Below are 13497 nucleotides of genomic sequence, written 5' to 3'. Positions count from 1 at the left end.
AGCAGCTTTTTTTGTTATAAAAATTAGCCAGATTGGAAGGTGAGGTGAGACTGATGGCATTAACAGCCAAGCAGAAAATATTTGCAGATGAGTACCTGATTGATCTTAATGCTACCAGAGCTTACAAGGTAGCTTATCCAAAGGTCAAGAAAGATGAAACGGCTGCGGCAAATAGTAGTAGAATGCTAAGAAATGCTAAGGTTGAGGATTATATCCAGAAACGTATGAAAGACCGGGAAAAACGTACTGAGATCACTCAGGACATGGTTCTAAAGGAATTGGCAAAGATAGGCTTTGCGGATGTCACTGACTTCGTATCAATAGAAGATAAAGGCGCCTACAAAGCTGTGCAGGTGAAAACCACTGATGAAATGCCAGGGGATAAGCTTGGAGCCATTGCCGGAATCAAGGAGGGTGCAAACGGTATTGAGATTAAGCTGAATGACAAAGGGAAGGCACTGGAGCTGATCGGCAGGCACTTGGGCATGTTTAAGGATAAGCTGGAAGTGTCCGGCACCTTGGAAACGGAGAAGACCAAGCTTGACGATCTGATCAATCAAATGCGTGGTGGTGATGGATAATGAGCAATGAACGCCTGCTTCTGTCAGAGAAGTACAAAGCCTTTCTTAAACATGATGCTCCGGTGGAATTCCTCGAAGGGACAACGGCCGCGGGTAAAACAACAGTCGGTTTATTTAAGTTCATGCTTAAGGTTGCAGAGAGTCCCAAGAAGCTGCACATCATAGCTGCAAAGGATACCGGTACCGCTGAGAAGAATATCATCAACAAGGATCTGGGGATTATAGACGACTTCGGGATCCTGACTGAATACAACGGCAACGGAACTAAAGACGATAAGATCCCCCACATTCTCTTCCATACTTCTGGCGGAGATAAAGTTATTTACGTTCTGGGTTATGGTGACAAAAAGAAGTGGCAGAAAGCCCTGGGCGGTCAGTACGGTTGCCTGTACATTGACGAGATCAACACTGCCGATATTGAGTTTGTAAGAGAGTCAGCCATGCGGTGTGATTATCTGATGGGGACACTTAATCCTGATGATCCGAATCTCCCTGTTTACAAAGAGTATATTAACTGCTCCCGTCCACTTCCGGAGTGGGAGGAAGAGACACCAAAAGAAATACTGGAGGAATTACGAGAGGAACCAAAGCCCGGCTGGGTGCATTGGTTCTTTTCTTTTACCCATAATTTGGGTCTGTCAAAGGAGAAGCTGGAGAACATTATCCGGAATACTCCGAAAGGTACGAAGATCTGGAAGAATAAGATCCAGGGCTTACGAGGTAAGGCGACCGGCCTGATCTTCCCAAACTTTGACCGGAAAAAGCATGTGGTTAGTAAGGCTCATGCAAAGCAGTTTATACGGAATCAGAATGACCGCCATCAAACAGAGTGGTTTGTACACTTTTCTGCAGGGCTTGATACGTCCTATTCCCAGAAGTCACCGGATACCATTTCCATGAGCTTTATCGGGATCACGAACCGGGGAAACTGCTATGTGCTTGATGAAAAGGTGTACAACAACGCAGATCTGGGCACACCCCTTGCCCCTACGGATACGGTCCATAACTTTATTGACTTCCTTGATCGCAACCGGAACGAATGGGGATTTGCCAGAGATACCTTTATCGATTCTGCGGATCAGGCAACCATTACAGAGTTTCTTAAATATAAGCGCCTGAATGGCAGCGTTTACAATTTTAATGATGCCTGGAAGAAAGAGCAGATCATTGACCGTATTATCAATCAGTTAAACTGGTTTGCTGATGCAGGAGCAAAGCCATGTTTCCACATTGTGGATACCTGCTCAAATTATATCAGGGAGCTTGAAGTGTACAGCTGGCTGGAAGACAAGGACAATACACCAGAAGACAGAAACGATCACATGGTAAACAGCGTGCAGTATGCATGGCTGCCATACGAAGTAAAAATCGGAACAGGAAGGAGGGCTTCATAAGTGGGTTGGTTTAAGGATATGTATTTTAAATTGCTTAAGATTGTAGGAGCAAAAGAGAGGCAGGTGGTTATAAAGGAACCGCTTTCTTTTCAGGGCAATGTACTAAAAAATAAGATCTGGTACCGTGGAGATCCGTCAGAGCTGGAACAGTTTTTCAAACAGACCGCTTACTGTGATGTGTTTAAGGCGAGGTTCTGGGCTTCCGTACCCTTCCGTAAGGTAAGAAAGATCCATTCCGGCATTGTGGGAATTGTGGTGGACCGGTTTAAGGATATTATAACTGCGGATCTAAATGATATCAGCTTCGGAGAAAAGGGAGATAACCAGCCTTTAAAGGAATTATGGGATCAGATTTCAGAAGATAATGACTTTGCAGGACTCCTGGGCGAAGCGGTAGCCGGTGCTCTGTCAGCCGGTGATGGTGCATTTAAAATAAGTCTGGATCAGGTAAGCAATTATCCGATCATAGAATTTTACGAAGCGGATCGGGTGGAGTACAAATACCAGAGGGGCAGGCTGACTGATATTGTCTTTTCCACAAATTACTCATATCCAGATAATAAAGAAAAGGAATACCGCTTAGAGGAGACTTACGGGAAAGGGTACGTACTTTATAAACTCTTTGATGATGCTGGTGGAGAAGTTCCACTTAAGACTCTCCCGGAAACTGCAATTTATGAAGACACCGCTTATGACGGGGATTACATCATGGGAGTACCCCTTATATTCTTCACATCAAGCAAATGGAAGGGACGAGGGAAAGCGCTATTTGAGGGCAAGACGGACGATCTGGACGCTTTGGACGAAGTGATCAGCCAGTGGCTTGATGCAGTGAGAAAAGGAAGAGTCAACCGGTATATTCCGGAAGATATGGTTCCCAGGGATCCCAATACAGGGCAGTTGATAGAGCCAAATGAGTTTGACAATGATTACATAGCCATCGGTGCAGTAAAGAAAGAAGGTTACAGCGATAAAATTGAAGTAGTTCAGCCCCAGATATCCTACGAAGCGTATTTAAACAGCTATACTTCCTTTCTGGATCTGGTTCTGCAGGGAATCATTTCCCCGGCTACTCTTGGTATTGATCTGAAAAAGACGGACAATGCAGAAAGCCAGAGAGAAAAGGAAAAGATCACCACTCATACCAGAGGGACGCTGGTTAAGGTGCTGTGCAAGGTTCTTCCTGAGCTGGTAAGTAAAATTATGATGACTTATGACCAGATGCAGGAAAAGGCTCCTGGGGAGTACAAGGTTTCCGTCAAGTTTGGAGAGTATGCAGCCCCAGGCTTTGATGCCGTCGTGGAGACGGTCGGCAAGGCGCGAACCAGTGGAGTCATGAGCATAGAGAAGTCCATAGATGAAATGTACGGCGATACTCTGACAGAAGATGAAAAGGCAGTGGAAGTCAAGCGGATCAAGATTGAGCAGGGGATCTTTGAAACAGAAGAGCCTGAACTAAAAACGGAAGGGGTGAAGGTAGATGAAAGTGAAGGTGATGAACCGCCAGTACCAAATGAGCCAGCTGGAGTACCAAGGGCTCCTGAAAATGGCAAGTGAGCAGGTTCCGTTTGGCATTTACGCCGTTGAAAAAAAGGATTATGCAGAGCTCCGGTGTGATAAGTGCAAAAGCATTACCCAGTTGAAAGATCTTACCCGGAAGTTTAAGGCACAGGGATTTAAAGTTTTAGCAAACGGCAGGTGATCACATGAATGAGTATGATATCTCCGCCGCTTTTGAAGCGATTGAACAGGAACTTATCGCCTCCATGATCCGGAATATGAACCGGCACAGAGCCGAGGAACTTAAAGAGGGTTATGACTGGTCCATGTGGCAGGTAGAGCAGCTTAAGGCTCTGGAGAAATATAAGCTGGAAAATCAGAAGAAGTACAGCAAGCAGTTTAAAAGCATAAACGCCCAGATCGGAGAACTTATCTGGCAGGCCAGACAGCAGGGAGGCATGAAGCAGGAGGCGCAGATCCTCCGGGCTATCAAGAACGGCTTTAAAAGTTATAAGCCTGCTTCGGCAGCCATGCAGGCAGAGTTTTTTAAACTGAATACCCGGAAGCTGGAAGCCCTGATCAAGGCAACCGGCAATGATATGAAGAAAGCAGAAACCGCAGTCTTACGAATGGCAAATGACCAGTATCGTAAGGCTATTTTTAATGCTCAGGTGTATGCCAACTCCGGAGCCGGTACCTATGAAAAAGCAGTGGATATGGCTACCAAGGACATGCTTTCCCGTGGGCTTAACTGCGTGGAGTATAAGAATGGCGCGCGCCATGCTCTGTCAGATTATGCAGACATGGCAATCCGGACTGCCAGTAAGCGGGCATATTTGCAGGGAGAAGGGGAGAAACGTCAGGAGTGGGGAATCAGTACCGTTATAGTGGGTAAGCGTGGGAACCCCTGTCCCAAGTGCCTTCCGTTTGTAGGTAAAGTACTAATCGATGATGTATGGAGCGGAGGCAAGGCGTCTGATGGTCCGTATCCCTTTATGAGCGCAGCCATTGCAAGAGGACTCTATCATCCAAGGTGTAAGGACAGTCACAGCACATATTTCCCTGGGATATCTACAACAGAAGATACCTGGACCAGAGAAGAACTAAAATCAATCGAAAAATCTTATAAGAAAGAGCAGGATCAGCTATATACCCAGAGACAGGCGGATAAGTATGGCAGGCTTGCGGAATATTCCTTAGATGAAGAAAATCAACAGAACTATAAAAGGAAAGCTAAACAGTGGAATCACATCAGGTTTAAAACCGGGGATATAGATAGTAATGCATATATGGAATCAAAGAAGCCGCTGGCTCAATTTAGGGCGGTTTCCAAAGAACGCGTGGTAAATGTGCTAAGGAAGGAATCTGAGGTATGGATTGATAATCTTACAAAAGAAGAAAAAGCTGCAATACGAAAATATACGTACAATTCCGGAGATAAAAGCCCCAATCGATTCTTTGAAAGGCTTAATGCTATGCTGAGAGGAGCCGATCAACCGAATGATAATCTTATAAAATATGCAGATACTATTTCTGGTGCTATTAAAAAAAATAAAATTAAACAGGATTTGATTTGTTTTAGGAATTTAGATATTAATCCGTATACCGATTACAGCATTGGAGATATATTTAGAGAGCCACAATTTACCAGCACATCTGTTGTATCCGGTAAAGCTCTTGATAAGAAATTTAAAATCACATTATATGTACCAAAAGGCAGCCCTGGTGCATATATAGAAAAAATAAGCAGATTTCCGCAGCAAAGGGAATTGTTGCTTGACAAGAATTGTTTATTTAGAGTAATATCAAAGGGTAACGATAGTATAGAGTTGGAGGTAATTCCATGAATAAAACCAATAAGGAAAAAGAGGCATACGAGGCATACAAAGATAGAATTTCAATGCCGGCATGTCCTGTTAAACTCACACCAGAGGAAATTAAAGAACTAAAAAAGCAAGGAAGGATTTAATACCATCAGTCAGTAAAATGGCCGGTGGTATTTTTATATTAAGAAGTTGCGACCGTCGCAACAGATCGGAGGCAGTATGCACCAGATAAGAGAGGATCCGATATAATTAAATATCATTACAGATAAAGCGCGCAGGATATCCTGGGCGTTATTTTATTGCATAGAAAGGATGAGATCATGAAGAAAGAAGAATTTATTGCACTGGGAATTAGTGAGGATCAGGCAGCCAAAGCGGCGGAGGCTTCAAAAAAGGAGCTGGAATTCTATGTACCTAAAGCTGATTATGATACGGCCAATCAGGCAAAGGGACAGCTTGAAAAGGATATCAAGGAGAGGGATAAGCAGCTGGAAGATTTAAAGAAGAACAGCGGGGACAATGCGGAACTGAAAAAACAGATTGAAACCCTGCAGGCTGAGAACAAAGCAGCCGTTGAGAAAAACGAAGCTGACATGAAGGAGTTAAAACTTTCTACTGCTATTAAGCTGGCCATTGCTGAAGCTGCTCAGGATGCAGATCTGGTAACTGGTTTGTTTGATAAGTCTAAGCTGATTCTTTCTGATGATGGGAAGGTAACCGGTTTGGAGGAGCAGTTAAAGTCCATTAAGGAATCGAAACCGTTTCTGTTTAAGGAAGTAAAGACAGAACCAGCAAAAAATACTGGTTTCCGTCCTCTGGGAGCTCCCAGTCAGCAGACCCAGACTACAACTACAACCGATGATGGAAAGGTAAATATGAAATCCGCCATTGAAGCAGCGCTTCAGGCACAGATGCCATCTAAATAAAAATTAAGGAGATGAAAAGACTATGGCTATTACGTTAGAAGAAGCAAGAAAAAATGTGCAGGACGACCTGCAGATCGGGGTGATTGATGAATTCAGAAAATCCAACTGGATCCTGGATCATATCACGTTCGATGATGCCGTTTCCCCAACCGGAGGCGGAGCAACTCCTACTTATTCCTACACTAGACTGAAAACACAGCCTACGGCGCAGTTCCGTGAGATTAATAAGGAGTATACACCTCATGAGGTGACCAAGGAACGTCATTCTGTGGATATTAAGGTATTTGGTGGATCCTATCAGATCGACCGTGTTATCGCCAATATGGGAGGTATCGTATCTGAAATCGATTTACAGCAGTCCCAGAAAATCAAGGCGGCTCAGGCATTGTTTAATGATACCTTTATTAACGGTGACAGTGCAGTGGACAGCAACGCTTTTGATGGTCTGGAAAAGGCCTTGGCTGGCAGTTCAACAGAGTACAATGTTGGATCGTCCACTATTGATTTATCCACGTCCCAGATGGTAACGGATAATTTCCAGTACTTCCTGGATATGCTCGACGAATTCCTCCGGGGACTTGATGGAGAACCGTCTTTCATTGCAGGCAATACTAAACTGATTTCTAAACTGAGAGCCTGTGCAAGACGTGCCTCCATGTATCAAGTGACAAAGAGTGATTGGGGAACCAACGTGGAAGCTTACGGAAATATTCCTTTCGTAGATCTGGGAGCAAAACCGGGAACCAATGATGAAGTGGTCAACATTGATGCAACCAAAGGAACCACATCCCTCTTTGCGGCAAGACTGGCGCTTGATGGACTTCACGGCGTTTCCTTTGCAGGAGTAGCACCGGTTCAGACCTGGCTTCCTGACTTTACGACGTCAGGAGCAGTAAAGACTGGTGAAGTGGAAATGAATGCAGCAATCGCCTTAAAGGCTTCCAAAGCAGCTGGGGCATTCCGTAATATTAAAGTAAAATAAGGAGGGGTTTCCATGAAAGTATTTGCACCCAACAAACAGTATACAGGTACGTCCGCCAGCGTACCTTTTTGCAACGGTGTGGGAGAGACAGAGGATCCGCGCCTATTACATTGGTTCAAAGGCCATGGGTATGAAGTAGAGGATCTGCCGGAATCTGAGGATCCAGCGGAAGATATGGGGAAACCTAGAGAGGAGAATCCTGACGCCCCGGAAGAAAATGCGGAAAAAGAACTTGATAAGGAAGTAAAGAAAGGTAAATCTGCAAACCAGAAGGCCGGTGAGTAAGATGGCTTATATCCCCTATGTAACACCGGATTATTACAAAGAAACCTATAAAGGCAGAACGGTACCAGAAGATGAGTTGGAGAGAGTGCTCCGACAAGCCAGCCGCCATATTGATTCTCTGACTTACAATCGAATTGTGGGTCGGGGATTTTCCAATTTGACCGAGTTTCAGCAGGAAGTCATTCAGGAAGTGGTATGTCTGCAGGCGGACTTTGAGCATGAGAATGCTGACGAGATCAACACGATCTTATCCAGTTATAGTATCAATGGAGTATCTGCGCAGTTTGGGAGCTCCTGGAATGTGTTCATGGATAAAGGTGTTGCCATGAAGCGTGATGTATATGCACAGCTGTCCCAGACGGGCTTGTGCTGCCGGTTAGCGAGGTAAGCCTATGAAATATCCATGTTTAGTACCAAAAAGCCTATGTAAGACAAATATTCACGTTCACTTGGAAAGTGAGGAAACTAACAACTTGGGTGAGCCAAAATACAAGGCTGATCTGGATTTGAAGTGCAATTTTCAGGACAGGGCAAAAACAATTCTCACAGCAGAAAAGAAACTGGTCCAGATAACCGGTACGGCTATGTTTCCAGGTGATATTGCGCCAGACTTCCCAACTTTAAGCGGAGGTACCGTTACTATATTTGGGGAAGAGAGGCGGATTGAGCAGGGAACTAAGAACCGGAATCCGGACGGCACCGTAAACTTTTGCACCCTGGAGGTAATCTGATGCAGGTTAAATCAACGGTTAAAATGAATATGCCCCGGATCCGACAACTAACACAGGCGGCAGTGACAGCTCTGGAAATGACTGTAGATGCGGTACATACTGAAGTTGTCCAAGCACAGGTTGTTCCGTTTGATACTGGAAATTTACAGAACGAAAGTTTCTTTGCTGATTATTCAGATTCGTCAAAAGGGAAAGTACAACTGGTGAACAATACTCCTTATGCACGACGGCTTTATTATCATCCTGAATATAATTTCCAGACGCATGAGAATCCAAATGCAAAAGGCCGGTGGTATGAGGATTGGTTACCTGGAGGAAGCAAGGCTGAATTTGCATCAAAAGAATTTAAGAAATTATACAAGAAAGTAGGTGGTGTGTGATGCTGTCTTTAAAAGATATCCGTCAGTATATCTCCAGTCTGAACATCGCTGCAGACGACAACGTCTATATGGGGAAGCTGGATAATAAAAGTCAGAAATCCATTGGAGTTTATAGCCGGCCGTCGTCCGGACCTGCAAATATCGCCATTGGCGGAATGGAATGCACCACCTACGATACAAAGCCGGTTTCTTTACTCGTTCACTGGAATAAAAGCAAGGACGAGACAGAGAGAGCGGCTTTTGAGCTGTTTGAGAGACTAAGATGTGTAACCAGCCTTACCATAGGAGATACCCCTATCAATTATCTGAGCTTGATGGTTCCTGAACCGCAGGACGTTGGTTCAGATGATAGTGGAGTGTATGAATATGTAATCTGGCTGGATTTTATTTATGAAAGGAACAGGTGAGATTAATGGGAGACGCAAAGGTATACCCAGTAAATAACAACAAGTTTAAGGTTGGATTAAATGGGCTTAAGGATACAATGACCATGATTGCCAACCTGACGAATTTTGCCCCCAGTATTGAAGGTGGCGTGGAAGAGTGGAACGCAATGGAACATGAAGGTTGGGGAGACGCTATGATGACCAGTAAAAAGCTGTCATTTTCTTTTCAGGGTAAACGAACCTATGGCGATCCGGGCAATGATTATGTTGCTGGTCTTGCGTGGAAATCTGGTAATGATGTGGTAGCGCCATTTGAATGGGAAATGCCATCAGGCGCAAAGGTAACCTGTAACTCAATCATCAACGTAACCACACCAGCCGGTGGTGACAGTACGGCAGCAGATGCATTGGAGTTTGAAGTGAAATGTAAGGGTAAACCCACGTTCACAGCAGCGTCTGCTGGATCAGGAGAATAAGGAGGATATAGAAGATGGCAAGAGTTGTTGATATTACAGATAAGCTTTCCTTTGAGGGGAATCCTTCGCTAAAGATTAAGGGAAAGAAGCTGGAAGTTAATGCAGACGCTCCCACAATGCTTAAGGTTATGGGATTAATGGGATCAGATGATCCCGGTATCAATGAAATTTTAACCACATATAACATGCTGTTTCCTGATAAATCAAAAGAAGAAATTGAAAAGCTAAAGCTTGACTTTAATGATCTGATAGTAGTAGTTCATGAGGCAATAGACTTGATTACAGGAGAAACGAACGCTCAGGGAGAGCAGTGACCCGTACTACGATCTATTTGAAGACTGGGACTTAATTGTTTCCAGTTTTCTTACGCAGTACGGGTTGAGAATACGGACAAAAGAATTTGAAACTGTTAGCTGGGATGAGTTTAAGTCTCTGCTTTCCGGAATCGATCCCGAAACTCCTCTGGGCAGGATCGTGGCAATTCGAGCGGAGACAGATAAGAAAGTGATAAAAGGTTTTAATAGAGATCAGAAACGTATATATGATGCCTGGAGAAACCGGAAAGCAGAAACAATGTCGCTGGCTACTTATGATCAGGAAATGAAAGCGCTGGAGAATATGCTTGCAGACATGTGCAGATAGGAGGTGGTATAGTTGGCTGATAGCGTGGGGCAGATCGGACTAGATCTTGTCGTAAATAAAAATAGTTTTGATAAACAGATGGCTGGCATTCAGGGCATTGCTGCAAAGGCAGGAAAGGCTCTGGCTGCCGCTTTTGCTGTTAAGAAGATTATTAATTTTGGTAAGAGTGCAATCAAACTGGGGTCAGATCTTACAGAGGTCCAGAACGTTGTTGATGTGACATTTCCTAAGATGTCAAAACAGATTGATGCCTTTGCCAAGAATGCAGCGCTTTCGTTTGGTCTTTCCGAGACAATGGCCAAGAAATTCACGGGTACATTTGGAGCTATGGCAAAGGCTTTCGGCTTTTCAGAAAGTGCAGCTTATGATATGTCCACCACTCTAACAGGTCTTGCCGGTGATGTGGCATCCTTCTATAACATATCTCAGGATGAGGCGTATACAAAATTGAAATCAGTCTTCACCGGAGAGACCGAGACGTTAAAAGACCTGGGTATTGTAATGACTCAGAATGCCCTTGATGCCTACGCCATGGCGAATGGTTACGGTAAGGTTACGGCTAAAATGTCCGAGGCTGAAAAGGTAGCCCTGCGGTATCAGTTTGTGCAGGATCAGCTGGCTCTTGCCACAGGTGACTTCAGCCGCACCAGTAATCAATGGGCCAATCAGGTGCGTATTCTAACACTACAATTCGACTCCCTGAAAGCTACCATAGGTCAGGGACTTATTAATGTACTGACTCCGGTTATTCAGGTGATTAATACCATAATCGGTAAGCTAATGAGCCTGGCCAATGCCTTCAAATCCTTTACTGAGTTAATAATGGGGAAGAAAGGCTCAGATGGCGGCGTATCGGCAACGGCAGCAGGTATGGAAGCAGTCGCCAGTGCTGCAGATAATGCCTCCGGTGCAGTGGGTGCCGTTGGAGATTCTGCAAAGAAAGCCGGGAAAAAGGTTAAAGACAGTCTGTCAAACATTGATAAACTAAATGTTATCACAACCTCTGATTCCGGTTCAGGTTCAGGAGGAAGCGGAGGATATGCTGCCGACAGTTTTGATATGGGACAGTTGGACACTTCTGGAGTAGAGGAAGCCAGTAATAAATACCAAATCTTGATTGATAAAGCCAAGGAGCTCGCCAATCTATTTAAAGGTGGGTTTAATATTGCTTTTGGTGATACTTCCGTTCTGGACAGCATACAGCAATCAGTCCAGGGAATCGGAAAGAGCCTGAAAGATATTTTTACGGATCCTGCGGTATTGGCAGCAGCAGAGGACTTAGGGAACCGGATCGCTCTTAATCTTGGGAAGGCAGCTGGGAGCATAGCCTCCGTAGGTGCTACGATCGCAGATAACCTGCTTGGTGGAATCAACCTATACTTGGAGCAGAATAACCAGCAGATTAAAGATTATCTGGTATCGATGTTTGATATCAGCGGTAGGATAGCGGACATTGCGGGTAACTTCAATGTCGCATTTGCAACAATTTTTTCAGCTTTTCGCAGTGATAGTGCAAAGCAGATTACCGCCGATATTATAGGCATCTTTTCAAGTGCCTTTATGGGTGTGACGGAACTGGCCGGAAAGTTTGGCAGAGATATTCTGGATATGATTACCGCGCCATTTATTCAGAACAAAGATCTTATTAAGCAGGCTCTTGAAGATACGTTTACTGCGGTAGAGCCTATATTTTCTGAGTTAAAGTCAATTGCTGATGAAGCATTTACAAAGATAAACGAAACGTATGACGCACACATAAAGCCGATGCTTGATTCTTTTAAGCAGGGCTTTACAGAGATTGCAACTAAGTTTCTGGAAGTTTATAATACTTACTTTCTTCCGGTTATAACGCAACTTTCAGACCAGTTCGGAAAGTTTAGAGAGGAATATTTATCCCCTCTGATTGATAAGTTCCTGGAGTTAGGCGGCAAGGTAGCGGATGCCATTTCTGTATTGTGGGAAAATATATTAAAGCCATTCATTCTTTGGTTCATGGATGCAGCAGCACCGGTCATTGCTAAGTTTGTTTCCGATGTCATTGACAGATTCTTTCAGTTTCTCGGAGGCGTGAGCAAAGTTGTAGAAGATATTCTAACAGCTTTAGGCGGCCTGATCGATTTTATCATTGGAGTTTTCACTGGTGACTGGGATCGAGCCTGGGAAGGGATAAAGACATTTTTTACAAGCACCTGGGATTCCATAAAGGATGCGGTATCTCTTGTAATAAATACCATTGCATCTATTATTAAAACAGTTGTTGAAGCCATAAAAGCTGAATGGGAACTAAAATGGAATCTAGTAAAATCTGCTGCAGAAGATATATGGACCGCAATCGAAACACGAATTACTGAAACAATAGGAAAAATCAAAGATGGCATCACAAACAAACTCGCCGAGATCAAAGCAAAATGGGAGGAAATCTGGAACGGGGTAAAAACTACCACTGTAAATATCTTTGATGCAATCTGGAATGCCATTAAAATCTCCATTAATTATATCATTGGTGGAGTGGAGAAGATGGCCAACGGTGTAATAAAGTCTGTTAATAAGATAGCTGATGCCATTAGCGGATTTAAGATTGATATACCGGATAAGATAGCGGCAGCGGTAGGCTTTGACAGTTTCGGATTTGATATACCACATATAAATGAAGTCTCCATTCCGCGTCTGGCTCAGGGCGGATTTGTGAAAGCCAATACTCCTCAGCTTGCCATGATCGGGGATAATACTCGTTATGGTGAAGTGGTGGCTCCTGAAAACAAACTCCAGGAGTTGCTTGATAAAGCTGTTCAGGGCAGGGGAAATGACATTGCAACCGTGGAAATGCTTATGCTGTTAAGGGAAATGAAAGCTTTACTTAAAATTATTAGTGAAAAGAATCCGCAGGCAATGCTGACAGCAAAGGAAATGTTTGACACAATGAGAAGCTTAAACAGTGAATATATGAGTAAAAATGGCGTATCAGCCTTTAATACTTAAGGGAGGAGGTGAAAGTTTATGGATACAAATTATCGGGGATATTTAATGAAAGTATCTGATTATGTAGTAAGTGGTAAGTTTTTTCAAGAATATAAATCAACGCCGAACCGTCAATCAGACTTAAATCCCTGGACGGACTCAACCGGATTAACACATCGGAATGTCCTTCCGCACACAAGGTCTACAATTACTTTCACCACTCCGCCTCTGTATCTGGAAGATAAAATAGAGTTACAGAGACATTTTCCAAAGCGCACTCTTGTAGTCATTGAGTACTGGAACGATGAAACAAATGATTATGCTTCGGGGAATTTTTACATACCAGATGTTGAGTTTTCTGTTTTAATGTCGTACGAAAATACGGTGTTGTATCGCCCGATCACGTTTGAACTTATAGAATATTAGGAGG

17 protein-coding genes and 1 pseudogene are annotated in these 13497 nt (G+C 43.9%); all 18 read left to right on the top strand.

All coding sequences use genetic code 11. The annotated features are described in order from the left end of the window. The first annotated feature begins 53 nt into the window (after positions 1-53). Complete coding sequence (locus tag BXY41_RS15465) at positions 54-581, top strand: terminase small subunit (protein WP_104437765.1); 528 nt, start codon at positions 54-56, stop codon at positions 579-581. After that, complete coding sequence (locus BXY41_RS15460) at positions 581-1975, top strand: terminase (RefSeq protein WP_104437764.1); 1395 nt, start codon at positions 581-583, stop codon at positions 1973-1975. Before BXY41_RS15465 ends, BXY41_RS15460 begins: the two co-directional genes overlap by 1 nt. Further along, a complete protein-coding gene (locus BXY41_RS15455; protein WP_207657080.1) occupies positions 1976-3532 on the top strand; it encodes a capsid protein in 1557 nt (518 codons plus the stop codon). It begins immediately after the preceding gene. Continuing rightward, positions 3522-3677 carry a hypothetical protein gene (locus tag BXY41_RS15450; protein WP_242980214.1) on the top strand — a complete coding sequence of 52 codons (156 nt, stop codon included), beginning with the start codon at positions 3522-3524 and terminating at the stop codon, positions 3675-3677. The genes BXY41_RS15455 and BXY41_RS15450 overlap by 11 nt, the downstream gene beginning before the upstream one ends. A 4-nt stretch (positions 3678-3681) precedes the next feature. Continuing rightward, positions 3682-5322 (top strand): phage minor capsid protein, encoded by a 1641-nt coding sequence (locus BXY41_RS15445; RefSeq protein WP_104437763.1) that lies wholly within the window; start codon positions 3682-3684, stop codon positions 5320-5322. Continuing rightward, positions 5319-5444: a hypothetical protein gene (locus BXY41_RS27345; protein WP_278321422.1), complete on the top strand. Its 126-nt coding sequence runs from the start codon at positions 5319-5321 to the stop codon at positions 5442-5444. Before BXY41_RS15445 ends, BXY41_RS27345 begins: the two co-directional genes overlap by 4 nt. 177 nt (positions 5445-5621) lie before the next feature. Beyond that, positions 5622-6227: a phage scaffolding protein gene (locus BXY41_RS15440; protein WP_104437762.1), complete on the top strand. Its 606-nt coding sequence runs from the start codon at positions 5622-5624 to the stop codon at positions 6225-6227. 22 nt (positions 6228-6249) lie between these two features. Further along, the gene (locus tag BXY41_RS15435) at positions 6250-7209 is read left to right on the top strand and encodes a major capsid protein (RefSeq protein WP_104437761.1); all 960 of its coding nucleotides are present in this window, start codon (positions 6250-6252) and stop codon (positions 7207-7209) included. 12 nt (positions 7210-7221) lie between these two features. Beyond that, positions 7222-7494: a hypothetical protein gene (locus tag BXY41_RS15430; protein WP_104437760.1), complete on the top strand. Its 273-nt coding sequence runs from the start codon at positions 7222-7224 to the stop codon at positions 7492-7494. A gap of 1 nt (position 7495) precedes the next feature. Beyond that, on the top strand, positions 7496-7882 hold the full coding sequence (locus BXY41_RS15425; RefSeq protein WP_104437759.1) for a head-tail connector protein: 387 nt from the start codon (positions 7496-7498) through the stop codon (positions 7880-7882). Between the two features lie 85 nt (positions 7883-7967). Next, complete coding sequence (locus tag BXY41_RS15420) at positions 7968-8225, top strand: hypothetical protein (RefSeq protein ID WP_242980213.1); 258 nt, start codon at positions 7968-7970, stop codon at positions 8223-8225. Continuing rightward, complete coding sequence (locus BXY41_RS15415; RefSeq protein ID WP_104437757.1) at positions 8225-8605, top strand: hypothetical protein; 381 nt, start codon at positions 8225-8227, stop codon at positions 8603-8605. The genes BXY41_RS15420 and BXY41_RS15415 overlap by 1 nt, the downstream gene beginning before the upstream one ends. Beyond that, entirely contained in the window at positions 8605-9012 is a 408-nt protein-coding gene (locus BXY41_RS15410; protein ID WP_104437756.1) for a phage tail terminator protein, read from the top strand. The genes BXY41_RS15415 and BXY41_RS15410 overlap by 1 nt, the downstream gene beginning before the upstream one ends. A 5-nt stretch (positions 9013-9017) precedes the next feature. Beyond that, a complete protein-coding gene (locus BXY41_RS15405) occupies positions 9018-9467 on the top strand; it encodes a phage tail tube protein (protein WP_104437755.1) in 450 nt (149 codons plus the stop codon). A gap of 14 nt (positions 9468-9481) precedes the next feature. Beyond that, complete coding sequence (locus tag BXY41_RS15400) at positions 9482-9781, top strand: hypothetical protein (RefSeq protein WP_104437754.1); 300 nt, start codon at positions 9482-9484, stop codon at positions 9779-9781. 13 nt (positions 9782-9794) lie between these two features. Further along, positions 9795-10109 (top strand): annotated as a pseudogene (locus BXY41_RS15395) (Gp15 family bacteriophage protein); the annotation flags it as partial. Between the two features lie 12 nt (positions 10110-10121). Beyond that, a complete protein-coding gene (locus tag BXY41_RS15390) occupies positions 10122-13088 on the top strand; it encodes a phage tail protein (RefSeq protein WP_104437752.1) in 2967 nt (988 codons plus the stop codon). Between the two features lie 18 nt (positions 13089-13106). Beyond that, positions 13107-13493 (top strand): DUF6711 family protein, encoded by a 387-nt coding sequence (locus BXY41_RS15385; protein WP_104437751.1) that lies wholly within the window; start codon positions 13107-13109, stop codon positions 13491-13493. Positions 13494-13497: the final 4 nt, after the last annotated feature.

It is taken from the genome of Lacrimispora xylanisolvens, from assembly GCF_002934545.1.
GTDB classification, from domain to species: Bacteria; Bacillota; Clostridia; order Lachnospirales; family Lachnospiraceae; genus Lacrimispora; species Lacrimispora xylanisolvens.
Note: the sequence above shows the minus strand (reverse complement) of the source record. Positions and strands in the feature narration are given on the sequence as shown.

Excerpts from the sequence above, each read along its gene's own strand:
- BXY41_RS15400 (WP_104437754.1), top strand. The coding sequence starts at position 9,482 with ATGGCAAGAGTTGTTGATATTACAGATAAGCTTTCCTTTGAGGGGAAT.
- BXY41_RS15425 (WP_104437759.1), top strand. The coding sequence starts at position 7,496 with ATGGCTTATATCCCCTATGTAACACCGGATTATTACAAAGAAACCTAT.
- BXY41_RS15450 (WP_242980214.1), top strand. The coding sequence starts at position 3,522 with ATGGCAAGTGAGCAGGTTCCGTTTGGCATTTACGCCGTTGAAAAAAAG.
- BXY41_RS15410 (WP_104437756.1), top strand. The coding sequence starts at position 8,605 with ATGCTGTCTTTAAAAGATATCCGTCAGTATATCTCCAGTCTGAACATC.
- BXY41_RS15445 (WP_104437763.1), top strand. The coding sequence starts at position 3,682 with ATGAATGAGTATGATATCTCCGCCGCTTTTGAAGCGATTGAACAGGAA.
- BXY41_RS15435 (WP_104437761.1), top strand. The coding sequence starts at position 6,250 with ATGGCTATTACGTTAGAAGAAGCAAGAAAAAATGTGCAGGACGACCTG.
- BXY41_RS15430 (WP_104437760.1), top strand. The coding sequence starts at position 7,222 with ATGAAAGTATTTGCACCCAACAAACAGTATACAGGTACGTCCGCCAGC.
- BXY41_RS15405 (WP_104437755.1), top strand. The coding sequence starts at position 9,018 with ATGGGAGACGCAAAGGTATACCCAGTAAATAACAACAAGTTTAAGGTT.
- BXY41_RS15385 (WP_104437751.1), top strand. The coding sequence starts at position 13,107 with ATGGATACAAATTATCGGGGATATTTAATGAAAGTATCTGATTATGTA.
- BXY41_RS15415 (WP_104437757.1), top strand. The coding sequence starts at position 8,225 with ATGCAGGTTAAATCAACGGTTAAAATGAATATGCCCCGGATCCGACAA.
- BXY41_RS15440 (WP_104437762.1), top strand. The coding sequence starts at position 5,622 with ATGAAGAAAGAAGAATTTATTGCACTGGGAATTAGTGAGGATCAGGCA.
- BXY41_RS15465 (WP_104437765.1), top strand. The coding sequence starts at position 54 with ATGGCATTAACAGCCAAGCAGAAAATATTTGCAGATGAGTACCTGATT.
- BXY41_RS15460 (WP_104437764.1), top strand. The coding sequence starts at position 581 with ATGAGCAATGAACGCCTGCTTCTGTCAGAGAAGTACAAAGCCTTTCTT.
- BXY41_RS27345 (WP_278321422.1), top strand. The coding sequence starts at position 5,319 with ATGAATAAAACCAATAAGGAAAAAGAGGCATACGAGGCATACAAAGAT.